This window comes from Pseudomonas fjordensis (genome assembly GCF_976987115.1).
Genome location: NZ_OZ336860.1, coordinates 5,685,315 through 5,708,886 on the forward strand (window position 1 = coordinate 5,685,315; position 23,572 = coordinate 5,708,886).

A 23,572-nucleotide genomic window follows, 5' to 3' on the forward strand; every position below is an offset into this window, starting at 1 on the left:
GCGCGCAAGTGAGTTAATGGACACCTTTGTAACCCTGGATGTCGCCTACCTGCCCACGCTTTCACATCAGGTGCAAAGCCGGTAAGGTCGGCGCGTTCGCCATTTTGCTCGGAGTACTCCATGCCCGCCCCTGCTCTTTCCGGCCCGCAATATCTGCGTGAAGGCCTCAAACTGGTGTTGAGCCCTGGCCTGCGCCTGTTCGTGTTGCTGCCGTTGGCGATCAACCTGGTGTTGTTCGTCGGGTTGATCTATTTCGCCGGCCATCAGTTCAGCCTGTGGGTCGATAGCTTGATGCCAACGCTGCCCCACTGGCTAGGCTTTTTGAATTACCTGTTGTGGCCGCTGTTTGTGGTGCTGGTGGTGCTGATGGTGTTTTTCACCTTCACCATGCTCGCCAATATCATCGCCGCGCCGTTCAACGGGTTTCTCGCCGAAAAGGTTGAGGTAGTGGTACGTGGCACCGATGACTTCCCGCCGTTCAGTTGGGCTGAACTGGCCGCCATGGTCCCGCGCACCCTGGCGCGGGAGATGCGCAAGCTGGGTTACTTCCTGCCACGTGCCATCGGCCTGTTTATCCTGTCGTTCATCCCGGTGGTCAACCTGATCGCGGCGCCGCTGTGGCTGCTGTTTGGCGTGTGGATGATGGCGATCCAGTACATCGACTACCCGGCCGATAACCACAAGCTGGGCTGGAACGAGATGCTCGCGTGGCTGCGCCAGAAGCGCTGGCAGAGCATGAGCTTTGGCGGCATTGTTTACCTGGTGCTGCTGGTGCCGGTGGTCAACCTGTTAATGATGCCAGCGGCGGTGGCCGGGGCGACGTTGTTCTGGGTGCGTGAGCAAGGCGCCGAAGCGATGGCGCAGCAAGCGGTGGTCAAGTCATAAATCCATCATCGCACTGACACAATGGCGACATGGCCCACGCCGACACTGTGGGTCATGACGACAGCCTCGCTTCACATCACCCTCATTACCGAAACCTTCCCGCCGGAAATCAACGGGGTGGCCAATACCCTTGGCCGCCTGTGCGAAGGTTTGCGCTCACGCGGCCATCAAGTCGAGCTAGTACGCCCACGCCAGAGTGCCGACCAAAGCCGCCCCAGCGACGATGAACTGCTGCTGTGCCGCGGCTGGCCACTGCCCGGCTATCCAGGCCTGCAATGGGGCCAATCGTCAATGCGCAAGTTACTGCGCCGCTGGACGCGCCAGCGCCCCGATGTGCTGTATATCGCCACCGAAGGGCCGCTGGGGCTTTCGGCGTTGCGCGCCGCACGGCGCCTGGGCATCAGCGTAGTCAGCGGCTTTCATACCAATTTCCAGCAGTATTCGAACCAGTATGGCTTGAGCCTGTTGAGCCGCGTGGTCACCCATTACCTGCGCTGGTTTCATAACCGCTCCAGCCTGACCCTGGTGCCAAGTGCCAGTCAGCGCCTGGAATTGGAGCGTCGACATTTCGAGCGTCTGGGCATGTTGTCGCGGGGGGTGGACAGCCAACTGTTCCATCCAGCCAGACGCAATAGCGCCTTGCGTGATGATTGGGGCTTGGAGAACGACGATATTGCCGTCCTGCATGTGGGACGTCTGGCCCAGGAGAAGAATCTGGGGCTGCTCAAGCGCTGCTTTGAGGCATTGCAAGCTACCTACCCAAGGCGGCGCATGAAGCTGATTATCGTCGGTGATGGCCCCCAACGTTCGTCACTGGAACGTGACTTGCCCGATGCGGTGTTCTGCGGAGCTCAACGCGGCGAGGAGTTGGCAAAGCATTACGCCTCTGGGGATTTGTTCCTGTTCCCAAGCCTGACCGAAACCTTCGGCAATGTGGTACTTGAAGCGATGGCTTCAGGCCTGGGAGTGGTGGCTTATGATCAAGCAGCCGCAAGCCAGCATCTGCGTCATGGCTATAGCGGCGCACTGGCAATGCCTGGGGATGAAAACGCGTTTTGCGATGCGGCCATCTGGCTGCTGGAGGAGCGCGAAACGCTACGCAGAGCGCGCTTGAATGCCCGACAACATGCCAGCCGTCAGGGCTGGCCGGCGATTATCGAGCAATTCGAGCGCCAGTTGCGTGGGGTATGCGAGGACGGTCAGCGAGTGCCTGCCCTCTCACCGCTCACACCAAGGTCATCAACGCCTCACGACTGAAGGGCAAGATGTCGCCCTCACGCCCTTCGCGCACCTTCACGGCCCAATCCGGGTCCACCAGCAGGGCACGGCCTACGGCCACGAGGTCGAACTCATCGTTGTTCAGGCGCTCCAGCAGTTTCTCCAGGCTCGCAGGCTGGGCAACCTTGTCGGTGTTGACCATGAACTGCAGGAACTCGCCATCCAGGCCCACGCTGCCCACAGTGATGGTTGGCTTGCCGGTGAGCTGACGCGTCCAACCGGCCAGGTTAAGGTCGGAGCCTTCAAATTCCGGCTCCCAGAAACGACGGGTGGAACAGTGGAAAATATCCACGCCAGCGTCAGCCAGTGGCTTGAGAAACTCACCCAACGCCTCAGGGGTTTGTACCAGGCGCGCGGTGTAGTCCTGCTGCTTCCACTGGGAGAAACGCAAGATGATCGGAAAGTCCGGGCCGACAGCGGCGCGGGTGGCCTGGATCAGTTCAATGGCGAAGCGCGAACGGTTGGCCAGGCTGCCACCGTATTCGTCGGTGCGCTGGTTGCTGCCTTCCCAGAAAAACTGGTCGACGAGGTAGCCGTGGGCACCGTGGATTTCCACGCCGTCCATGCCGATCGCCTGGGCATCCTTGGCGGCCTGGGCGAAGGCGTTGATCACGTCCTTGATGTCTTGCTTGGTCATGCCGTGCACAACGACATTGCCGTCCTTGAGCTTTTCCATCGGACCATAAGCCGGCACGCTGGCGTCAGGCTCGGTGCCGATACGGCGCACACTGCCCACATGCCACAGCTGCGGGACAATCTTGCCGCCTTCGGCGTGGACCGCATCGACCACTTTCTTCCAGCCAGCCAAGGCGGCTTCGCCGTAGAAATGCGGCACGTTGGGATAGCCGTTTGAGGCCTGGTGCCCGACCACGGTGCCTTCAGTGATGATCAAGCCCACACCCGCAGCCGCACGGCGGCGGTAGTACTCGATGACTTTGGAGTTGGGTACGCCACCTGGGGAGAACGAACGGGTCATGGGCGCCATGACCACGCGGGTCGACAGTTGCAATGCACCGAGCTGGAAGGGTTTGAACAAGGCTTGGACGGGCATGGAGCGCTCCACGGCAAAGGAATTTATGACGTGGATAATATGCAGACCCCAGCGCCACTCATAGCACTATTGATCTAAATGATTAAGGTACAGAAGCACCCGAATACCTGTAGGAGCGAGCTTGCTCGCGAAGCACCTGAGGACGTCGCGTATTTAAGGAAGCGCGCGTTATCGTTGGCGTTTTTCGCGAGCAAGCTCGCTCCTACAGTGGATTGGAGTCAGCTCAGGGCTTTTTCGATCGCCTGGATGATGGAGGGATCGTCAGGGGACGTACGGGGTGAGAAGCGCGCAAGTACGCGGCCATCTTTACCTAACAGGAATTTCTCGAAGTTCCAGGTGATATCCCCGGGGAATTCAGCGCCCTCGCCCGCCAGCAAGCGGTACAACTGGTGGCGATCAGGGCCGTTGACGTCGATCTTGCTGCCCAGTGGAAAGGTCACGCCGTAGTTCAGGTCACAGAACTGCTGAATTTCTTCCTCGGTGCCGGGCTCCTGGCCTGCAAACTGGTTGCATGGCAAGCCAAGCACGGTAAACCCTTGGTCCTTGTACTGCTGGTAGAGGTTCTCCAACGCCGCGTATTGCGGGGTCAAACCACATTTGGACGCCACATTGACCACCAGCACGACTTGGCCCTTGAAAGGCGCCAGCGGTAGTGCTTGTCCGTCCAAGGCTTTGAGTTTCAGATCGTGGAAAGCACTCATGACGAACTCCAGATATCCCATGTTCTTTGCATTGCAACCCTTCGGAGCTTACAACCGGCAAAGCTGCAATCATAGACGCCAGTGACGAAACTCGCCTGCAGGTTACTGAGCGGTCGGCCAGGGCAGAATAGGAATCGCCGTCACCGCATTCTGCGGGCTGCCTTCGATCAGGCGGTCGCTGTAGACCAGATACACCAGGGTGTTGCGCTTCTTGTCGAGGAAACGCACGACCTGCATGGTCTTGAACACCAGGGAGGTGCGCTCCTTGAACACTTCGTCGCCGTCCTTGAGGTCACCCTTGAAGTGGATCGGGCCCACCTGGCGGCAGGCGATCGAGGCTTCGGCACGGTCTTCGGCCAGGCCCAGGCCGCCCTTTACCCCGCCGGTCTTGGCGCGGGACAGGTAGCACGTCACGCCATCGACCTTGGGGTCGTCAAACGCTTCGACCACAATCCGGTCGTTGGGGCCGACGAACTTGAACACCGTCGACACCTGGCCGACCTCTTCGGCCGAGGCCAGCAGCGGCACGGCCAACAGCAGGCCGAGCAATCCCTTCATCACGCGCATCGTGTATTTCCTATGGTTAGACCAGGATCAGGTTGTCGCGGTGAACCAGTTCCGGTTCCGCCATATAACCCAAGAGTCCGACAATGGCGTCGGAGGGTTGTCCAATAATCTTCTGTGCTTCCAAGGCGCTGTAATTGGCCAGGCCACGGGCGATCTCGCGACCGTCTGGCGCAACGCACACCACCATCTCGCCACGGCGGAAGCTGCCCTGCACCAACTTCACACCCACCGGCAGCAGGCTCTTGTTGCCCTGGGACAACGCCGCTACTGCGCCCGCGTCCAGCACCAGGGTGCCACGGGTTTGCAGATGACCGGCCAGCCATTGCTTGCGCGCCGCCAGCATGCCGCGTTCCGGCGACAGCAGCGTACCGATGCGCTCACCGGCCTTGAGGCGATCGAGCACGCGCTCCAGGCGCCCGCCGACGATGATGGTGTGGGCCCCCGAACGCGCCGCCAGGCGCGCAGCGCGCAGCTTGGTCTGCATGCCACCGCGGCCCAGGGCACCGCCGACACTGCCGGCGACCGCATCCAGCGCTGGGTCGTCGGCGCGGGCTTCATAGATAAGCTGGGCATCGGGGTTGTTGCGCGGGTCGGCGTCGAACATGCCATCGCGGTCGGTGAGGATCACCAGCAGGTCGGCCTCGACCAGGTTGGCCACCAGGGCGGCCAGGGTGTCGTTGTCACCGAAGCGGATTTCGTCGGTGACCACGGTGTCGTTTTCGTTGATGACCGGGATGACCTTGAGCTCCACCAGCGCGCGCAAGGTGCTACGGGCGTTGAGGTAGCGCTTGCGGTCGGACAGGTCATCGTGGGTCAGCAGCACCTGCGCCGTGTGGCGGCCGTGCTCGGCAAAGCTGGACTCCCAGGCTTGCACCAGGCCCATCTGGCCGATGGCGGCGGCGGCTTGCAGTTCGTGCATCGCGCTGGGTCGCGCGGTCCAGCCGAGGCGGCTCATCCCGGCGGCAACCGCTCCGGACGACACCAGCACCAACTCAACGCCTGCTTCATGCAAGGCCACCATCTGCTCGACCCAGACGCTCATGGCTGCACGATCCAGACCTTTGCCATCCGCCGTCAACAGCGCACTGCCGATTTTCACGACCCAGCGCTGCGCACCTGTCACTTTGCTCCGCATCATCTTCAACCTTAGAGTGAGGGCCGCGCGACCCAGCGCTGCCCATAACGTTATACCCGGATACCAAAACGCCGCTCCAGGGAGCGGCGTTCAAGTTTATCGCAACGGATCAGTCACGCACGTAAATGATTTCCGGACCGTCTTCATCATCCACGTCTTCTTCGTCCCAATCATCGTCACCGATGTCGTGGACCGACTTCACGCCGCTGCGGCGCAGGGCGCGCTGGTCGTCCAGAGCCTGCAACTGGGCGCGGGCTTCGTCTTCGATCTGCTGGTCGAGCTCGGCGAGTTCGGCCTTGTACACCGGGTCGGCCGCCAGGCGGTCGGCACGGTCTTCCAGGTAACGCATGATGTCGCGGGTCAGGCGCTCGGTGCCTTCTTTGGCGATGGCCGAGATGACGTAGACCGGACCTTCCCACTCCAGGCGGTCAACGATCTCCTTGACGCGCTCTTCGTGCTCTTCTTCGAGGATCTGGTCGCACTTGTTCAGTACCAACCAGCGATCGCGCTCGGCCAGGGCCGGGCTGAACTTGGTCAGCTCGCTGACGATGACTTCGGCGGCATCGGCGGCACTGGTGTCATCCAGCGGTGCCATGTCGACGAGGTGCAGCAGCAAACGGGTGCGGGACAAGTGCTTGAGGAAGCGGATACCCAGGCCTGCGCCGTCGGAAGCGCCTTCGATCAAGCCAGGAATGTCGGCAACCACGAAGCTTTTCCAGCGGTCTACGCTGACCACGCCCAGGTTTGGCACCAGGGTCGTGAACGGGTAGTCGGCGACTTTCGGCTTGGCGGCCGATACCGAGCGGATGAAGGTACTTTTACCCGCGTTCGGCAGGCCCAGCAGGCCCACGTCCGCCAGTACTTTCATTTCCAGCTTCAGGTCGCGCTGCTCGCCCGGCTTGCCCGGCGTGGTCTGGCGCGGTGCACGGTTGGTGCTGGACTTGAATCGGGTGTTACCCAGACCGTGCCAGCCGCCCTGCACAACCATCAGCTTCTGGCCGGCCTTGGTCAGGTCGCCAATCACTTCCTGGGTGGCGGAGTCGATGATCGTGGTGCCGACCGGTACGCGCAGCACCAGGTCTTCACCTTTTTTACCGGTGCAGTCGGTGCTGCCGCCGTTGGAGCCACGCTCGGCATCGAAGTGCCGGGTGTAACGGTAGTCGACCAGGGTGTTGAGGTTCTCGTCGGCCATCATGTAGATGGAACCGCCGTCACCGCCGTCACCGCCGTTTGGACCACCGTTTTCGATGAATTTTTCGCGACGGAAACTCATGCAACCGTTACCGCCGTCGCCTGCTTTTACTCGGATGGAAACTTCATCAACGAACTTCATAACAAAACGCCTCTCGCCGCATGGACGAGCTTAAGAAACCAAGACATAAGACTCTTGCAAAAATGAGCGCAGCGACCTCAATCAGCGACCGCAAACCAGCGCCTGAGCTCATCACAGACAGCTTTGCAAGAGACTCACTCCACAAACGAAAAAGCCCCGTCGCAAGACAGGGCTTTTCCAGCGATCTCGCAATTAAGCTGCGACAACGCTCACGTAACGGCGGTTGAACGCGCCCTTTACTTCGAACTTGATCACGCCTTCGATTTTAGCGAAGAGGGTGTGATCTTTACCCATGCCAACACCGTAACCGGCGTGGAATTGGGTGCCGCGCTGACGCACGATGATGTTGCCCGGAATGATTTTCTGGCCGCCATACATCTTCACGCCAAGGCGTTTGGCTTCTGAGTCGCGACCGTTACGGGTACTACCACCAGCTTTTTTGTGTGCCATGAGTCAATTCTCCTAGTGAGGAATTAGGCTGAAATTAAGCCTGAATACCGGTGATTTTGATCTCGGTGTACCACTGGCGGTGGCCCATACGCTTCATGTGGTGCTTACGACGACGGAACTTGATGATGCGGACTTTATCGTGACGACCTTGGGAGATCACTTCAGCCACAACGGTAGCGCCAGCAACAACTGGAGCGCCGATGTTCACGTCATCGCCATTGGCGACCAACAGAACGCGATCAAAAGTAACGGATTCGCCAGTAGCGACTTCCAGTTTCTCGATCTTCAGGTATTCACCTGGGGCGACTTTGTATTGCTTGCCACCAGTAACAATTACTGCGTACGACATGGTATTTCTCCGATAATCCTGCTCACCCAGCGCTTTATAAGAAGAGGTATTGGCTGGCATGGCTGCATGGGATGGACGTCCCGAATGCAATTGCGTAAGGCAGGTGCTGCCCAGGAAGTTCAGGGTGCGCGATTGTACGCAAGCTATGGGAGGCTTGCAAGGGGCCGTCTATCGCGCCTTGACACCCGGGGGTGAGGGTCCTAGCATGCCGCGCAACCCTTCTGGAGCGACTGTCGCTGATGCAACCCCAAGCTTTCTACCGCGCGGTCGCGGACGATTTTAGCGCCGTCGACGGCATCATCAAGCAGCAGCTGACGTCTAAAGTGCCGCTGGTCTCGAAAATTGGCGACTACATTACGTCGGCGGGCGGCAAACGCCTGCGTCCTTTATTAGTGTTGCTGTGTGGCAAGGCCCTGGGCCGTCAAGGCGATGACCTGCGCCTGCTGGCCGCCACCATCGAATTCCTGCACACCGCCACCCTGCTGCATGACGACGTGGTCGACATGTCCGGCATGCGCCGTGGTCGCGAGACCGCAAACGCCATGTGGGGCAATGCGCCCAGCGTGTTGGTAGGCGACTTCCTGTATTCGCGTTCGTTCGAAATGATGGTCGAGCTGGGCTCGATGCCCGTGATGAAGATTCTTTCACAGGCCACGCGCATCATCGCCGAAGGCGAAGTGTTGCAGCTGTCCAAAGTCCGCGACGCCAGCACCACCGAAGAAACCTATATGGAAGTGATTCGCGGCAAAACCGCGATGCTCTTCGAAGCCTCGACCCACAGCGCCGCCGCGCTGTGTGGCGCCACCGCCGAACAGGCCGAGGCGCTGCGCACGTTCGGTGATCACCTGGGCGTGGCGTTCCAACTGGTGGATGACCTGCTCGACTACAAGGGCGACGCCGAAACCCTGGGCAAGAACGTCGGTGACGACCTGGCCGAGGGCAAGCCGACCTTGCCGCTGATCTACACCATGCGCGAAGGCACGCCGGAACAGGCTGCCCTGGTGCGCAAGGCGATCCAGAAAGGCGGGATCGAAGACCTGGAAGCCATCCGTGCCGCAGTGGAAGCCTCGGGTTCCCTGGAGTACACCGCGCAACTGGCGCGTGACTACGTGGCGCGGGCGATCACATGCTTGGAAGCGCTGCCGGCCAGCGAATACCGGGATGCCTTGGTTGAGCTGAGTGAGTTTGCGGTCGCCCGTACTCACTGATCTAGCACTTTTTAATGTGGGAGCTGGCTTGCCTGCGATGACTGTAGTGAATTCACTGCCGCTATCGCAGGCAAGCCAGCTCCCACATTAGGACGAGTCCAACCCCACCCGCGTTTAAAACCCTATATAATGTGCGACTTTTAGCCATCCCTGACTTTCTAGGAGCTTTAGTGAGCACGTTGCCTCCCTGCCCCAAATGCAATTCCGAATACACCTACGAAGACGGCGCCCAGCTGATCTGCCCGGAATGCGCCCATGAATGGTCCGCCACTGGCGAGGCCGAAGTGGTTGGCGATGAAACCGTGAAGAAAGACTCTGTGGGCAACGTCCTGCAGGACGGCGACACCATCACCGTGATCAAGGACCTCAAGGTCAAGGGCACTTCCCTGGTGGTCAAGGTCGGCACCAAGGTCAAGAACATCCGCCTGTGCGACGGCGACCACGATATCGATTGCAAGATCGACGGTATCGGCCCGATGAAGCTCAAGTCCGAGTTCGTGCGCAAGGTCTGAATCCGCTGCATCCATCCCGCGCCCGCCGCGGGGTGGCGTTTTGCCCTCTGCGTTGATCGAACGCAATACCCACACAGAAAAAACAGAAACTGCCAATAGACGCTTGCTATTCTACGAATAAGAATTATTCTCATTGAAACCCATCAAGGAGAACGACCATGACTTATTTGATAGATGCCTGGCTGGATCGTCCACACCCTTACCTGCGAATCCTGCATCGGGAAACCGGTGAAGTCTGTGCGGTGCTTGAAGAAGAAGCGCTGAACGAGCTGCAGGACCAGGGCGATCTGGACGTAAACGGCCTGAGTTCCAGTGAGCCTGGGGTGTTGAAGGAAGTGGTGAGGAATCTGTTTCTGTTCTGCTATGCACGAGCGTTGCGCCCGGCGACGGAGCTCAATGGCAAGTTCCATCCATGAAGAAACTGGCAAATGCCTGTTGGGGCGAACGCGTTCGTCCCAACAGGTAACCAGCAGGTTTTACAGAACGTCGAGCAGCTCGACGTCGAACACCAGAACGCTGTGCGGCGGGATGCTGCCAACGCCTTGAGCGCCGTAAGCCAGTTCGCTCGGCACATACAGGCGCCATTTGCTGCCGGCATTCATCAGTTGCAGGGCTTCGGTCCAGCCGGCGATCACGCCGCCAACCGGGAATTCTGCAGGCTGGCCGCGCTCGTAGGAGCTGTCGAACACAGTGCCGTCGATCAGGGTGCCGTGGTAGTGAGTACGCACTTGGTCTTCACGGGTCGGCTTGGCGCCGGTACCGGCCGTCAGCACTTCAAATTGCAGGCCGGAAGCCAGGGTGGTGATGCCCTCACGCTTGGCGTTTTCCGCCAGGAAAGCCAGGCCAGCGCCTGCTGCAGCTTCAGCCTTGGCAGCGGCTTCGGCTTGCATGATTTCACGGATCACTTTGAAGCTGGCCGCCATTTGCTCTTGGTCAACACGGCTTGGCTTGCCTGCGAACGCGTCGGTCAGGCCGGCCAGGATCGCGTCCAGGCTGACGCCCGGTGGCGGGTTGTCGCGCAGTTGGTCGCCCAACTGACGGCCGATACCGTAGCTGACGCGGGTTTCGTCGGTGGACAGATTAACTTCGGACATGAAGAGGCTCCGCTGTAGGACGCCACGGTTTCCCGCGCCGCCCAGAACTAAAAGGGCCCGCAGACTAGCACACATGAGCGGGCCGTGATCAGCCCCACCCCGGCTTTGCCGTAGCGCGCCAGCGACCCTTCGTCGACGACCAATAAAAGTATTTCAGAATCATCCTTTCCCGCCGATACAGCCCTACACATCTTGGCTGGCTCAAACAAAAACACACCGTCCAGCAGACAGACATCACTCTTCAAGGAGCTTTCGATGAACAGCTGGTTCGGTAACATCAGTGTCAATCTCAAACTCGGCCTGGGCTTCGGCCTGGTATTGGTCCTCACTTCAGTCCTCGCACTCACGGGCTGGACCAGCCTGGGCGGCTTGATCGACCGTAGCAATTGGATGAGCGACATCACCCAGCTCAACGCCTCGTTGACCAAGCTGCGTATCGTGCGCTTGCAATACATGCTGGCCAACGGTGACGAAGCCGTGGCGCAGAACGTGCAGACCAGTCTCGATGCCTTCGCCGCCCAGCAACAGAAGCTGCTGGACAGCTTCAAGAGCCCGGAAAACCTCAAACTGCTCAATGAGCAGAAAGCCGTCATTACCGCTTACCGCCAGTCCCTGAACAAAATGCGCGAGGCCTACCGCAATGGCAACGCTGCGCGCGACGTCATGGGCGCCAAGGCCGACATCGCCAACGCCCAAATCAATGCGCTGGAAACCAGCGTGCAGCAGTCACCCGACAGCCCGGAACGCTTCACGCAGTTCGTGGCCGTGACCCAGGCCAAGAACGAATTCCTGCAGGCTCGCTACGAAGTGCGCGGCTATACCAATAGCCCCAACGCAGAAACCGAAGCGCGCGCGGCTACACAGCTGGAGAAAGCTGTGGCGGGTTTGAAAGGCCTCAGCGTTGCATTCGGTACTGGACAGCAAAGCGCATTGTCCGCACTGGAAACCGCCCTCGTTGCTTATCGCAGTGCAGTACAGAGCTACAAAGCGGCCAACGCCAATATCGTCACCGCCCGTGCCGAAATGACCACCCAGGGCGCCGATATCGTGACGATCAGCGACAAGCTGTACGACATCCAACTGGAACGTCGCGACGCTGAAAGCACCCAGGCCCGCAGCCTGCAGTTGATCAGCACCTTGCTGGCCCTGTTGGTCGGCGTGATTGCCGCGTGGGTGATCACGCGCCAGATCACCCGTCCGATCCAGGAAACGCTGGCCGTGGTGGAACGCATCGCTTCGGGCGACCTGAGCCACAACATCCAGGTGACCCGTCGTGATGAGTTGGGCGTGTTGCAGCAAGGCATCCAGCGCATGGGCACCACCTTGCGCGAGCTGATCAGCGGCATCCGCGACGGCGTCACTCAGATCGCCAGCGCTGCCGAAGAGTTGTCAGCCGTGACCGAGCAAACCAGCGCCGGTGTGAACAGCCAGAAGATCGAGACCGATCAGGTCGCCACCGCGATGCATGAAATGACTGCCACTGTGCAGGAAGTTGCACGCAATGCCGAGCAAGCTTCCCAAGCCGCTTCCGACGCTGACGGCCAGGCCCGCGAAGGCGATAAAGTGGTGGCTGAAGCCATCGCCCAGATCGAACGCCTGGCGGCCGAAGTGGCGCGCTCCACCGACGCCATGACGCACCTGCAACAAGAGAGCAACAAGATCGGCAGTGTGATGGACGTGATCAAGGCCGTGGCCGAACAGACCAACCTGCTGGCGCTTAACGCCGCCATTGAAGCTGCGCGTGCAGGGGAAGCCGGCCGTGGCTTTGCCGTGGTCGCCGACGAAGTACGCGGCCTGGCGCAGCGTACACAGAAATCCACCGAGGAAATCGAAGGCCTGGTGGCAGGCTTGCAGAACGGCACCCAACAAGTCGCCAGCGTGATGAACAACAGCCGCAGCCTGACGGACAGCAGCGTCGAACTGACGCGCAAGGCCGGGGTATCCTTGGAAAACATCACCCGCACCGTGTCGAATATCCAGTCGATGAACCAGCAGATTGCCGCGGCCGCCGAACAGCAAAGCGCCGTGGCCGAAGAGATCAGCCGCAGTATTGTGAATGTGCGGGACGTGTCCGAGCAGACCGCTACGGCCAGTGATGAGACGGCCAAGTCGAGTGTGGAACTGGCACGGTTGGGTAGCCAGTTGCAGCAGATGGTCAGTCATTTCCGGGTTTAAAAACCAAAAAAGCCGCCTCGGCCTGAACCGAGGCGGCTCCAACTTTTCAGACCTTAACGGTCATCGAAGCTGTCCCGCAGAAACTTCCATACGTGATAAGCACGTAGGCAGTTCACTGCGAGGCTCCATGTACGTCGTGCAAACTTAGACATACTCGGCCCTCCGTGAGTTGGGCCTTACCTCCAGCGCACTTACCGGAACATGTGAGCCTTTGGATGCACGTCAGTGCTCCTGTGAGGCGGCTGGGTTTATGGTCCTCCCGCATGAATCCGGCACGGATTACTAGCCCGTGGCGGTCGGTCCAAAATTTGCGCGCTAACCCAGTCAACCTACTTCACGATGTACCCAGAACGAGAGCGATACTAGCTCAGCACTCTGCACCAAGGTGTGACAAACACCACTCAGTTCGCCTTAAAAGTTGTTGCTGTTTTTTGCAGATTTAACTAATAAAAAAGATGTGTACTGCGGTGGAAAACCGCTTGTCGTCGAGTGTTGCATAAGGCCCTAAAGCAACAGTAGTATCGGTACCACGTCAGTGCTCCTGTGAAGCCGCAACCCCAGCCACTAACTGGGTTTGCAAAAAAAACCGCCCTACTAAGGCGGTTTTTTATTGCCCGCAATTTGCCACTCAGCCCTCGCTGTCCTCAACAAACACCAACCGATTCCCAAACGGGTCTCTGATGCTCATCTCCCGCGTCCCCCAAGGCGTGTCTTCAACCCCAGGCTTGGCATAACGGTACGCTTTGCCCAGCAACTGCTGCTGATACGCATCGACTCCTTGGGCCAGGATCCGCACGGCCGCCCCTGGCGAAGCATCGCCATGATGCTCGGACAAATGCAGCACACAGTCCCCTAGCGACACTTGCAGGTACAACGGAAAATTCGCCTCGAAACGATGCTGCCAATCGACCTTGAACCCAAGAAAATCGACGTAGAACTCCAACGCCTTGGCCTCGTCGAACATCCGCAGGATGGGGGTGACTTTTCCTAAGTGCATGGCAACAGCTCCATCTAAAAGAACCCCAACTATAGAGACGAAAAACCGCCACGCAAATCCCCGTTGCGCGCCAGGAACCGGCCTGCTCTCTCACCGTTGGCCTGCCCCTCGCGATAGCTCAATACGCCATTGACCCACACCCCCTCAATCCCTTCAGCGGCGCGCTGGGGTGCCTTGAAATCGGCCACATCCCGCACCCGCAGTGGGTCAAATAACACCAGGTCGGCCCAGTGCCCTTCACGGATCTCACCACGCTCGGCCAGCCCAAAGCGCGCCGCCGACAAGCCAGTCATCTTGTGCACCGCGGTGTGCAGCGGGAACAAGCCGACATCCCGGCTGAAATGCCCCAGCACCCGTGGGAAGGCGCCCCACAAACGCGGGTGAGGAAACGGGTCTTCGGGCAACCCATCCGACCCCACCATCGATAACGGGTGCGCAAGAATGCGCCGTACATCTGCCTCATCCATGCCGTAGTACACCGCGCCCGCAGGTTGCAAACGGCGGGCGGCATCCATCAGTGAAACGCCCCACTCGGCGGCGATGTCCTGCAAATCGCGCCCGCCCATGTCCGGGTGCGGTGTGGACCAGGTGATGGTGATGCGAAACGCGTCGGTGACTTGCTTGAGGTCCAGGGTCGAGGAGCTGGCGGCATAGGGGTAGCAATCACAGCCCACCGGATGATCTTTTGCCGCCGCTTCCAGGGCCGCCAACAGCTGCGGGCTGCGCCCCCAATTACCGGCGCCGGCGCATTTAAGGTGGGAAATGATCACCGGCACCCTCGCCTCGCGGCCGATCAAGAACGCCTCATCCATCGCCTCCAGCACCGGTTCGAACTCGCTGCGCAGATGGGTGGTGTACACCGCGCCGTAGGCCGTCAGCTCTTGGGTCAGTTGCAGCACCTCATCGGTCTCGGCGCTGAACGCGCTGGCGTAGGCCAGGCCTGTGGATAAACCCAGGGCACCGGCCTCCAGGCTCTCCTGTAACTGCACGCGCATGGCCGCGATTTCATAGGGTCTGGCGGTGCGGTGCAGGTCGTCCATATGGTTGCTGCGCAGCGCCGTGTGGCCGATCAACGCGGCGACGTTCACCGCCGGGCAGGCGCGTTGCACCGCGGCGCGGTAATCGGCAAACCGTGGATAAGAGAACGCCTCGCGGGTGCCCAGCAAGTTCATCGGGTCTGGCGGGTCGCTGCGCAAACTGACCGGCGCGGCGCTGATGCCACAGTTGCCGACAATCACCGTGGTCACGCCCTGGCTGAGCTTGGGCAGCATCTGCGGCTGGCGGATCACCACCGTGTCATCGTGGGTGTGCACGTCGATAAAGCCCGGCGCCAACACTCGGCCATGGGCGTCGATGACCTGCTCAGCCTGGGCTGTGGACAAGTCACCAATCGTGCGGATGCGCCCTGCGTGCACACCCACATCGGCGATATACCCGGGGGTGTTACTGCCATCAATGATCAGCGCCTGGCGAATCAACGTGTCGTACTTCATATCAGTCTCCAAGCGGCAGGCTGCCAGGGCCGCCGCGGTAATCGTCGAGGGCCAGTTTGATCCGGCGCAGGCGTTCCTGGTTGTCGTCCGGCAGGGCCAGCGCCAGTTCGGTGGCGAGCAGGTCGATAGCCAGCAGCATGCCGTAGCGCGCCGCAGTGGGCTTGTAGATAAAACTGGTTTCCGCCGATTGCAGCGGCAGCAAGACATCCGCCAATTGCGCCAAGGGCGAATCGGCAAGGGTGATGGCAATGATGCGCGCGTCGTAGTTGCGCGCCAGCGTCACCACCTCCAATAACTCGGGGGTCAGGCCCGTGAGCGAGCAGACAATCACGGCATGTTCGGGCCCCAGGGTCGCCGCCGTGACACGCATCATCACCGGGTCATGGCTGGCGGCAATCGGATAGCCCAGCCTCACCAGGCGCACCTGCAACTCATCGCTGCACAGGCTCGACGGCCCGCCCATGCCGAACGCATGGATCATCCGCGCCTTGCCCAACAGTTTGACCGCATCGCCAAAGCTGCGCTGGTTGAAGCCCGACAGGTGCTGACGTAACGTCGCCTCGATGTCCCCCAGAATCTGCCGATGAAACGCTGACTGTTCTGGCTTGCCCGCCGGGTCGAGGAAGCGGCTGCCCACACCACTGGCCTGGGCCAATTGCAGGCGCAAATCGCGCAAGTCACGGCAGCCCACGCTGCGGGCAAAGCGTGACAAGGTGGCGGTACTCACCTCGGCCCGCGCAGACAGTTCCTCCAGGCTGGCGGAGGCGGCAAAGCCCACATCCTCGAGCATCAGCTTGGCGATACGCCCTTCGCCGGCACTGAAAGCGTCCTGGCGGGCGCGGATCTGATAGAGGATGTCCATGGGGGCTCCGGGTTACAGGCTCATAAAACAAGGGACAGGCCGTAGGTCAGGCCGAAGGCGACCAGCGAAATCAGGGTCTCCAGTACGGTCCAGGTCTTGAAGGTCTGGATGACCGTCATATTGAAGTATTCCTTGATCAGCCAGAAGCCGCCGTCGTTCACGTGGGAAAAGATCACCGAGCCTGCACCGGTCGCCAGCACCAGCAATTCAGGGTGTGGATAACCCAGGCCCAAGGCGACCGGCGCGACCACCCCGGACGCAGTGGTCATGGCCACCGTGGCCGAGCCGGTGGCGACGCGCATCAACGCGGCGAACAGCCAGCCCATCACCAGCGGCGACAACTGAAACGCATGGGCCAGGCCGAGGATTTCATGGGTGACCCCGGCATCCACCAAGATGCGGTTCAACCCGCCGCCCGCCCCCACCAGCAAGGTGATGCTGGCGGTCGGCGCCAGGCATTCGTTGGTGAACTTGAGGATCGACTCACGGTTAAAGCCCTGGGCCAGGCCCAAGGTCCAGAAGCTCACCAGGGTCGCTACCAACAGTGCGATCACCGAGTTGCCGATAAACAACAGGAATTGGTTGAAACCGCTGCCCGGCGTGGAAATCACGTTGGCCCAGCCGCCGATCATCATCAACACCACCGGCAACAGGATGGTGCCCATCGTCAGCGCAAAGCTGGGCAGGCGCGTACGCGGTTCACGCTCGATAAACTGGCGCTCCAGCGGGTTTTCCGCTGGCAAATGAATATGCGGCACGATGAACTTGGCGTAGACGGGCCCGGCAATGACCGCCGTGGGGATGCCAATCAGGATCGCATACAACACCGTCTGCCCGACCGAGGCGTTATAGGCCAGCACCGCCATCATCGCCGCCGGGTGCGGCGGCACCAACGCATGCACCACCGACAGGCCGGCGACCATCGGCAGCCCGACCATCAGGATCGACACGCCCACGCGCCGCGCCACGGTAAAGGCAATCGGCACCAGCAACACAAAGCCGACTTCGAAAAACAGCGGCAGCCCCACCAGGAACGCAATGCACACCATCGCCCAGTGGGCATTGCGCTCACCGAAGCGGTTGATCAGCGTGCGCGCGACCTGCTCGGCACCACCGGACTCGGCCATCATCTTGCCGAGCATGGTGCCCAGCGCCACCACCAGGGCGATATGCCCCAGGGTCTTGCCGACACCCGCCTCGTACGAACCCATGATGGTGTCCGCTGGCATCCCGGCCATCAGCGCCAGGCCGATGGACACCAGGGTAATCACGATAAAGGGGTTGAGTCGGTAGCGTGCAATCAGCACGATCAATGCAATGATGGCGATGGCAGCGTATGCCAACAGCCCGAAGCCCGGTAATGCGGCCATGCGGTACTCCTCGGAAAGGGTCACGTCGAATTGGTTGTGAAACTCATAAATCATTCCCGAGGAGCATTTTCAATTTTTATGAAAGTAATTTTCGTCCACGGATAAGCGCTGTCGCTGGGGGACATGCCCGACGGTGGCGGATGAAAATTCGGGGGGTGTTCTTACATGAAGATCAGAGAAGGCGGAAACTCAAACGCCGCCCTTGAGTCATAGACTGCGCATCCACTGCCCAGGAAACCGCTCATGATTCGCACCACAATTGCCGCCAGCGTCTTGCTCTTGTGCGGCAGCGCTTATGCCGCCGACAACGCGGCCTTGAAAACATGCATGGACAGCGCCAATACCACCGCAGACATGGTCAATTGCAACGCCAAGCAAACCAAGGTGCAGGACGACCGCCTGAACCGCGCCTACAAGACCGCCCTCGCCGCCCAGGAAGGCGCGCGCAAACAGCAACTGCAAGACGTGCAGCGCCTGTGGATCAAATACCGCGACGCCAATTGCGCCTTCGCCGGCAGTGCCACTGGCGGCACGATTGATCAGGTCAATGGCACAGGCTGCGTGCTGGACATGACCCAGACCCGCGCCCAGGAGCTGGAAGACCTGGTCGGCCCGTAATAACGACCTCGCCCCCTCGTAATAACGACCTCGCTCCTACTCGTGGTGAACCTTGGCGCGCTTGAGCAGTTTTTTGCAGCGCTCGGATAAATGCAGCACCCGCAGGTGCTTGCCGGCCTTGGTGTAGCGCTCGCGCAGGGTCATCAACGCGGCAATCGCCGAATAGTCGACAAAGCTCAGGTGACGGCAATCCAGCGTGACCTGGGCCGGGTCGTTGGCGGGGTCGAACTGATTCAAGAACGGCGTGGTCGAGGCGAAGAACAACGTACCGTGCAGCCGATAGAGCTTGCTGCCGTCGGCCTCCAGGTGTTCATCGGCGTACAGTTCCCGCGCCTGCTGCCAGGCGAAGTTCAGCGCGGCGATGACGATACCGCACAGCACGGCAGTGGCCAGGTCGGTGAACACGGTAATGATCGTCACCGCCATGATCACCAGCACATCATTGAGCGGCACCTTGTTGATCACCCGCAGCGACGCCCAGGCGAAGGTCTGTTGCGACACCACGAACATCACACCCACCAACGCCGCCAGCGGGATCCGCTCGATCAGTGGCGACAGAAACATTATGAACAACAGAATCATCACCCCGGCAAACACCCCGGAGAAACGCCCACGCCCGCCGGAGCTGAGGTTGATCACGGTTTGCCCGATCATCGCGCAACCGCCCATGCCGCCGAACAGGCCCGAGACCATATTCGCCGCGCCCAGGGCCACGCTTTCGCGGTCGGGATAACCACGGGTCTCGGTGATTTCGTCGGTGAGGTTAAGGGTCAGCAGGGTTTCCAACAGGCCGACCATCGCCATCAAAAACGCATAGGGCGCGATGATGCTGAGGGTTTCCAGGGTCCAGGGGATCTGCGGCGGCGCGAAGGTCGGCAAGCCACCGGCGATGTGCGCCATATCCCCCAATGTACGGGTCGGCAAACCGAGCAGGTACACCGCCACGCCAACACTCAGAATCGCCACCAGCGCGGGCGGTACGGCACGGGTCAGGCGCGGCAACAGGTACACAATGGCCATGGTTGCCGCCACCAGCCCAGCCATTACGTACAACGGCGTGCCGCTGAGCCAGGTTTCACCGCTCTTGAAATGCTCCAGTTGCGCCAGCGCAATGATGATCGCCAGGCCGTTGACGAAGCCGAGCATCACCGAATGCGGCACCATGCGCACCAGCTTGCCCAGGCGCAGCAGGCCGAAGGCGACCATGATCAGCCCGCCGAGCAACACCGTCGCCAGCAAATACTCCACGCCGTGTTGCACCACCAACGCGACGATCACCACTGCCATGGAACCTGCCGCACCGGACACCATGCCGGGACGGCCGCCGAACAATGCGGTGAGGGTGCAAATGATGAAAGCGCCGTAGAGGCCCATCAGCGGGTTGAGATGGGCCACCAGCGCAAAGGCGATGCATTCGGGCAGCAAGGCGAAAGACGTGGTGAGGCCGGCCAGGGCGTCGGCGCGCAGACGGGTGAGGTTCATGGAGTACCAGGGAATTGCGGGGGATAAGGCGGGGAATGGTACGGAATTGCGGCGGGTGGGGCTAGTGAAGTGTCAGGTCTGATGTACCGAGTCGCGCCTTTCGCAGGCAAGCCAGCTCCCACATTTGACAGGGTTCACACCTTAAAAATGTGGGAGCCGGGCTTGCCCGCGATGGCCGCACCGCGGTGCTAAGCGAACATCACACCATCTCGTCGCGAATCCACTCCACCACCGACGTGCGCTGAGGCGCCCACCCCAACAATTCACGGGCGTGCTTGCCACGCACTCGGCTATTGGAGCCCAACCCGTAGTTGGCCATTTCATAGCCCCACTCGGCCTCAGCTTCGGCCAATGGCCAATCCTGTGGTTTGCCCAGGTCCAGGGCTTGGGCAATCGCCGTGGTCATGTCGATAAACGCCGCTTCGCTGCTTTCCACAAAATAGAAAGTGCCCGGTACGTTCTTGGTCAACGCCAACAGATACAAGGCCACCACGTCTTCAATATGCACGTTGGACCAAATGTTCTGCCCAGGGCCCACATGGCGCACCACCCCGCTTTTGCGTGCCTGCTTGAGCAAACGCGGCAATTGCACGCTGTCACGCTTTACGCCCAGGCTGTGGCCGTAGATCAGGGTGTTGCAGATCACCGCCGAATTCACGCCGTCATTGGCGGCCGCGAGGATCAGGTTGTCGATGGCCACGCGGGCGGCCTTGTCGACGGTCGGCTCAGGCAGGTTGTCTTCGAAGTAGATGACATCGCTGGCCTTGCCGCCTGAGGCATCGCCCACGATGCTCGAACCGCTGGTGTGCAGGAACGGCTTGTTCGAACCTTTCAAGGCTGCCAACAAGACTTCCACGGCGGCGCGGTGATCGCTGCTGGCGGCATTGATTACCGCATCGGCTTTGTGCGCCTGCTCGGTCAATACGACGGCGTCGTCTAGGGTACCGATCACCGGCGTGATGCCCAGGGCGGTCATTTCGGCGGCTTGTTCAGCGCTGCGCACCAGGCCGGTGACGTGATGGCCGGCGTTGACCAGGCCGGTAGCGATCGAACCGCCGATAAACCCTGCAGCGCCGGTAACGAATACATTCATGGAGGTTGCTCCTGACTGGGTAAGTGATGCGCCCAGTATCCAGCCCCACTGCTGCCTGAATAAGCCCGTGCGGCCCAATTCACTCTTGCGCTCAGGTCACGAATCAGCGCGCATACCGCGCCAGCTTGGCCTGAATAAAGTCCAGAAAGCACTGGATGCGCAACGCCAATTGCGAGTTGCGGTAGAACACCGCGTGGATCGGCTGGCGATAGCCACTGTTGAACGCCTCCAGCAATGGCACCAGGCGCCCGGCTTCGAGGTCGTGCACCGTCATGAAATTGGACAGGCAAGCAATGCCCTGCCCTTCCAGCGCCAACTGCCGCAAGGTTTCACCACTGGAGGCGCTGACGCCGGGCTGGATCAGCCAGCGGTCACCTTCGCCATGGCGCAGCGGCCAGTGGTTGAGGGTTTCGGTGTGGGTGAAGCCCAGCAGTGTGTGGTCGGCCAGTTCGGTCACGGTCGTGGGTGTGCCGTACTGCTCAAGGTAACCGGGGCTGGCCAGGATATGCAGCGGCGTGCTGCCCAGAAAGCGCGCATGCAGGGTCGAGTCGGCCAGGGCGCCAATGCGAATGGCGATGTCCGTGCTTTGCTCCAGCAGGTCGATGATCAAGTCATCGCTGTTGAGCTCCAGTTGGATATCCGGATAGAGACTGCGAAACTCGGCGATGTACGGCACGATCCCATGCAGCATGAACGGCACGGCGGCGTTGATACGCAGGCGCCCGGCCGGTTTTTTCTGGCGCGAGGACAGGCGCTCTTCCAGCTCGTCCATTTGCGCCAGGATCACCTTGGCCTGTTCGAAGAAGTACTTGCCCTCTTCGGTCAGGTCCATGCGCCGCGTGGTGCGGTTGATCAAGGTGGTGTCGAGCTTGGCTTCCAGGCGCGACAACGTGCGGCTGACCGCCGATGGCGTTTGCCCGACTTTTTCGGCGGCGGCGGAAATCGAGCCGCACTCGATCACGCTGACAAAAATCTGTAGCTCATCAGATCGGGCTTTCACGGGCAGTCCTTCATTAAACGGCTGACAAATGCCCGGTCATTATTAACCAGCCAGCAACAAATGGCCTCCCAACAACGCCATGCCGGTGAAAAATCCACGTTTGAACCACAAGGCACTGATGCGCCGACGCACCACCTGGCCCAGCCACATCCCCAGCAAGGCCGGCAACAGCGCCAACACCGACGCACCGACTTCAGCGCCGCCCAACGCACCACGCCAAGCAAGCCCGGCGGCCAGCGCCAGTGTCGACACGGTGAATGACAGTCCCAGCGCCTGCACCAACTGATCACGGCTCAAGCCCAATGCTTGCAGATACGGTACCGCAGGGATCACGAAGACACCGGTGGCCGAGGTGATGATGCCGGTGACCACACCGCACAAAGGCCCCAGCCAACGCTCAGTGCGGGGTGCGACCCTGAAGGTCGGCAGGAATAACCCGCTCAAGGCATACACCAGTAACGCCGCGCCCAAGGCACGCACCACCCAAGGCCCACTGCCCATGCCCAGCCACAAAGTGCCAAGCCCGGTGCCGAGGAAGATCAGCAACAGCATCGGCCACAGGCGTTTGAGCAAGGCACCCAAGTGCCCGCCAAAGGACAGTTGCCAGAGGTTGGTCACCGTCGAAGGAATGATCAGCAATACCGCAGCCTGCGCCGGCAGCATAGCCAGGCCAAGCATGCCCATGGCTACAGTGGGCAAGCCCAGGCCGATGACACCCTTCACCGTACCGGCCAGCAGGAAGGTGGTGATGACCAGCGCTGTGAGGGCGGGGCCGAGGTTTTGGTAGAACGCGAGGAAGGTATTCATGCACCGATTGTGCAGGGCTGGAGAGTGGCTGAAAATTCGCCATATACTGAGCCAGCCTCTTGTTTTGTGTGAGGCTGATGACGCTATCGCAGGCAAGCCAGCTCTCACACCTTGAATTGTGAATACATTCAAATGTGGGAGCTGGCTTGCCTGCGATGAGGCCCTTCCAGTCACCGGAAACCTGCAGCCATGCACTTTGACCTGATCGACCTGCGCCTCTACCTGCACATCCTGGACACCGGCAATATCACCGCCGGCGCGGCCCGCAGCCATCTGTCCCTGACTGCCGCCAGCGCCCGCATCCGGGCAATGGAATCTTCACTGGGTATTGCGTTTCTCGAGCGCGGTCGCCGTGGCGTCACCCCAACACCTGCGGGCAAAGCCCTGGCCCGGCATGCTCGCCTGCTGTTGCAACAGGCCGACCACCTGCAACAAGACCTGGCCGAATACGCCAACGGCGTCAAAGGCCAGGTACGCTTGCTGTGCAACACCACCGCCCTGAGCGAATACCTGCCTGAACTGCTCGCAGAGTTTCTGTGCAAACACCCCAACCTGGATATCGACCTGCAAGAGTTGCCCAGCCTGCGCATTACCCACGCCTTGCGCCAGGGCACCGCCGACCTGGGGATTATTTCCGATGCGGTAGACACCCACGGCTTGCAGACCCTGGCGTTTCGCGACGACCCACTGGTGCTGATCACGCCCCTCGACCATCCGCTGACTGCTGCGGGGTTTATCGACAGCTTGCAATACGATTACGTCAGCCTGGCAGCCAACAGCGCGCTGGCGGTGTACCTGGAGGAACAGGCGTTGCACGCAGGCTTTCGCCTGCACACACGTATCCGCGCCGATAGCTTTGACGGGGTGATTCGCATGGTCGCCGGCGGTGCCGGCCTGGGCATTGTGCCTCAGGCCGCCTTGGACCGTTGGCCACCTGCGCGCCGCTTCAAGGCCCACCCCCTGCAAGAAGAATGGGCCTGCCGCAAACTGTTGTTATGCGCACGCTCGTTCGAGCAATTGCCCGGTTACGCCAGCACCTTACTCGCTGCGCTCACCGCCCACCTGTAGGAGCGAGCTTGCTCGCGAAGATCGTCAACGATAACGCGAGCTAT

At 60.7% G+C, this 23,572-nt stretch carries 24 protein-coding genes and 1 pseudogene; 9 read left to right on the plus strand and 16 right to left on the minus strand.

The features are described from left to right. Window positions 1-120 precede the first annotated feature (120 nt). Window positions 121-885 (plus strand): sulfate transporter CysZ, encoded by a 765-nt coding sequence (gene cysZ, locus ACWHXD_RS26010; protein WP_003194077.1) that lies wholly within the window; start codon window positions 121-123, stop codon window positions 883-885. A 54-nt stretch (window positions 886-939) separates the two neighbouring features. Next, entirely contained in the window at window positions 940-2,142 is a 1,203-nt protein-coding gene (locus ACWHXD_RS26015; protein ID WP_138763255.1) for a glycosyltransferase family 4 protein, read from the plus strand. On the opposite strand, the gene ACWHXD_RS26020 is transcribed toward ACWHXD_RS26015, so the two are convergent. From ACWHXD_RS26020 to rplU, 7 genes are all read right to left on the minus strand, one after another. Then, window positions 2,111-3,214, minus strand: coding sequence for an NADH:flavin oxidoreductase (locus tag ACWHXD_RS26020; RefSeq protein WP_138763256.1), 1,104 nt, complete (start codon window positions 3,212-3,214; stop codon window positions 2,111-2,113). The two genes, ACWHXD_RS26015 and ACWHXD_RS26020, sit on opposite strands and share 32 nt — an antisense overlap. Before the next feature lie 218 nt (window positions 3,215-3,432). Further along, on the minus strand, window positions 3,433-3,915 hold the full coding sequence (locus ACWHXD_RS26025) for a glutathione peroxidase (protein ID WP_138763257.1): 483 nt from the start codon (window positions 3,913-3,915) through the stop codon (window positions 3,433-3,435). Between the two features lie 102 nt (window positions 3,916-4,017). Continuing rightward, window positions 4,018-4,482: a CreA family protein gene (locus tag ACWHXD_RS26030; protein WP_138763258.1), complete on the minus strand. Its 465-nt coding sequence runs from the start codon at window positions 4,480-4,482 to the stop codon at window positions 4,018-4,020. Window positions 4,483-4,498: 16 nt separating this feature from the next. Beyond that, window positions 4,499-5,617, minus strand: coding sequence for a glutamate 5-kinase (gene proB, locus ACWHXD_RS26035; RefSeq protein WP_003194083.1), 1,119 nt, complete (start codon window positions 5,615-5,617; stop codon window positions 4,499-4,501). 109 nt (window positions 5,618-5,726) lie between these two features. Further along, complete coding sequence (gene cgtA, locus ACWHXD_RS26040) at window positions 5,727-6,950, minus strand: Obg family GTPase CgtA (RefSeq protein WP_003194084.1); 1,224 nt, start codon at window positions 6,948-6,950, stop codon at window positions 5,727-5,729. Between the two features lie 192 nt (window positions 6,951-7,142). Further along, complete coding sequence (rpmA, locus tag ACWHXD_RS26045) at window positions 7,143-7,400, minus strand: 50S ribosomal protein L27 (protein ID WP_003176049.1); 258 nt, start codon at window positions 7,398-7,400, stop codon at window positions 7,143-7,145. 34 nt (window positions 7,401-7,434) lie between these two features. Further along, window positions 7,435-7,749 (minus strand): 50S ribosomal protein L21, encoded by a 315-nt coding sequence (rplU, locus tag ACWHXD_RS26050; protein ID WP_007950961.1) that lies wholly within the window; start codon window positions 7,747-7,749, stop codon window positions 7,435-7,437. A 239-nt stretch (window positions 7,750-7,988) separates the two neighbouring features. On the opposite strand from rplU, the gene ACWHXD_RS26055 reads away from it, so the two are divergent. The 3 genes from ACWHXD_RS26055 to ACWHXD_RS26065 all read left to right on the plus strand — a co-directional run bounded on the left by ACWHXD_RS26055 (window position 7,989) and on the right by ACWHXD_RS26065 (window position 9,885). Further along, window positions 7,989-8,957 (plus strand): polyprenyl synthetase family protein, encoded by a 969-nt coding sequence (locus ACWHXD_RS26055; protein ID WP_003194086.1) that lies wholly within the window; start codon window positions 7,989-7,991, stop codon window positions 8,955-8,957. A gap of 170 nt (window positions 8,958-9,127) precedes the next feature. Beyond that, on the plus strand, window positions 9,128-9,469 hold the full coding sequence (locus ACWHXD_RS26060; protein ID WP_003194087.1) for a zinc ribbon domain-containing protein YjdM: 342 nt from the start codon (window positions 9,128-9,130) through the stop codon (window positions 9,467-9,469). Window positions 9,470-9,627: 158 nt separating this feature from the next. Continuing rightward, window positions 9,628-9,885 (plus strand): PA4570 family protein, encoded by a 258-nt coding sequence (locus ACWHXD_RS26065; RefSeq protein WP_003194088.1) that lies wholly within the window; start codon window positions 9,628-9,630, stop codon window positions 9,883-9,885. Between the two features lie 60 nt (window positions 9,886-9,945). Here the strand turns inward: ACWHXD_RS26065 and bamJ are convergent, their stop codons facing one another. Then, complete coding sequence (bamJ, locus tag ACWHXD_RS26070; protein WP_032895337.1) at window positions 9,946-10,563, minus strand: BamJ family beta-barrel-assembly machinery protein; 618 nt, start codon at window positions 10,561-10,563, stop codon at window positions 9,946-9,948. Between the two features lie 390 nt (window positions 10,564-10,953). Between bamJ and ACWHXD_RS26075 the strand changes: the two are divergent. Continuing rightward, window positions 10,954-11,883, plus strand: a pseudogene (locus ACWHXD_RS26075) (methyl-accepting chemotaxis protein); the annotation flags it as partial. After that, the gene (locus tag ACWHXD_RS26080; RefSeq protein WP_370706066.1) at window positions 11,875-12,738 is read left to right on the plus strand and encodes a methyl-accepting chemotaxis protein; all 864 of its coding nucleotides are present in this window, start codon (window positions 11,875-11,877) and stop codon (window positions 12,736-12,738) included. The pseudogene ACWHXD_RS26075 and the gene ACWHXD_RS26080, both read left to right, overlap by 9 nt. A gap of 628 nt (window positions 12,739-13,366) precedes the next feature. Here ACWHXD_RS26080 and ACWHXD_RS26085 read toward each other — a convergent pair. From ACWHXD_RS26085 to ACWHXD_RS26100, 4 genes are read right to left on the minus strand one after another with little or no spacing between them, the layout of a single operon-like run. Continuing rightward, complete coding sequence (locus tag ACWHXD_RS26085; protein WP_138763260.1) at window positions 13,367-13,735, minus strand: glyoxalase superfamily protein; 369 nt, start codon at window positions 13,733-13,735, stop codon at window positions 13,367-13,369. 29 nt (window positions 13,736-13,764) lie between these two features. Beyond that, window positions 13,765-15,228: an N-acyl-D-amino-acid deacylase family protein gene (locus tag ACWHXD_RS26090; protein ID WP_138763261.1), complete on the minus strand. Its 1,464-nt coding sequence runs from the start codon at window positions 15,226-15,228 to the stop codon at window positions 13,765-13,767. Between the two features lies 1 nt (window position 15,229). Continuing rightward, a complete protein-coding gene (locus ACWHXD_RS26095) occupies window positions 15,230-16,090 on the minus strand; it encodes a MurR/RpiR family transcriptional regulator (RefSeq protein WP_138763262.1) in 861 nt (286 codons plus the stop codon). A gap of 20 nt (window positions 16,091-16,110) precedes the next feature. Next, entirely contained in the window at window positions 16,111-17,514 is a 1,404-nt protein-coding gene (locus ACWHXD_RS26100; RefSeq protein ID WP_138763263.1) for a GntT/GntP/DsdX family permease, read from the minus strand. A 189-nt stretch (window positions 17,515-17,703) separates the two neighbouring features. Here ACWHXD_RS26100 and ACWHXD_RS26105 point away from each other — a divergent pair, with 189 nt between their 5' ends. Beyond that, entirely contained in the window at window positions 17,704-18,078 is a 375-nt protein-coding gene (locus tag ACWHXD_RS26105; RefSeq protein ID WP_003194095.1) for a lysozyme inhibitor LprI family protein, read from the plus strand. Window positions 18,079-18,114: 36 nt separating this feature from the next. On the opposite strand, the gene ACWHXD_RS26110 is transcribed toward ACWHXD_RS26105, so the two are convergent. From ACWHXD_RS26110 to ACWHXD_RS26125, 4 genes are all read right to left on the minus strand, one after another. Next, window positions 18,115-19,560, minus strand: coding sequence for a SulP family inorganic anion transporter (locus ACWHXD_RS26110; RefSeq protein WP_138763264.1), 1,446 nt, complete (start codon window positions 19,558-19,560; stop codon window positions 18,115-18,117). A gap of 199 nt (window positions 19,561-19,759) precedes the next feature. Next, complete coding sequence (locus ACWHXD_RS26115; protein WP_138763265.1) at window positions 19,760-20,653, minus strand: NAD-dependent epimerase/dehydratase family protein; 894 nt, start codon at window positions 20,651-20,653, stop codon at window positions 19,760-19,762. A gap of 103 nt (window positions 20,654-20,756) precedes the next feature. Beyond that, window positions 20,757-21,653: a LysR family transcriptional regulator gene (locus ACWHXD_RS26120; protein WP_138763266.1), complete on the minus strand. Its 897-nt coding sequence runs from the start codon at window positions 21,651-21,653 to the stop codon at window positions 20,757-20,759. A 42-nt stretch (window positions 21,654-21,695) separates the two neighbouring features. Then, the gene (locus ACWHXD_RS26125) at window positions 21,696-22,460 is read right to left on the minus strand and encodes a sulfite exporter TauE/SafE family protein (protein WP_138763267.1); all 765 of its coding nucleotides are present in this window, start codon (window positions 22,458-22,460) and stop codon (window positions 21,696-21,698) included. Window positions 22,461-22,649: 189 nt separating this feature from the next. On the opposite strand from ACWHXD_RS26125, the gene ACWHXD_RS26130 reads away from it, so the two are divergent. Further along, window positions 22,650-23,528 (plus strand): LysR substrate-binding domain-containing protein, encoded by an 879-nt coding sequence (locus tag ACWHXD_RS26130; RefSeq protein WP_138763268.1) that lies wholly within the window; start codon window positions 22,650-22,652, stop codon window positions 23,526-23,528. Window positions 23,529-23,572: the final 44 nt, after the last annotated feature.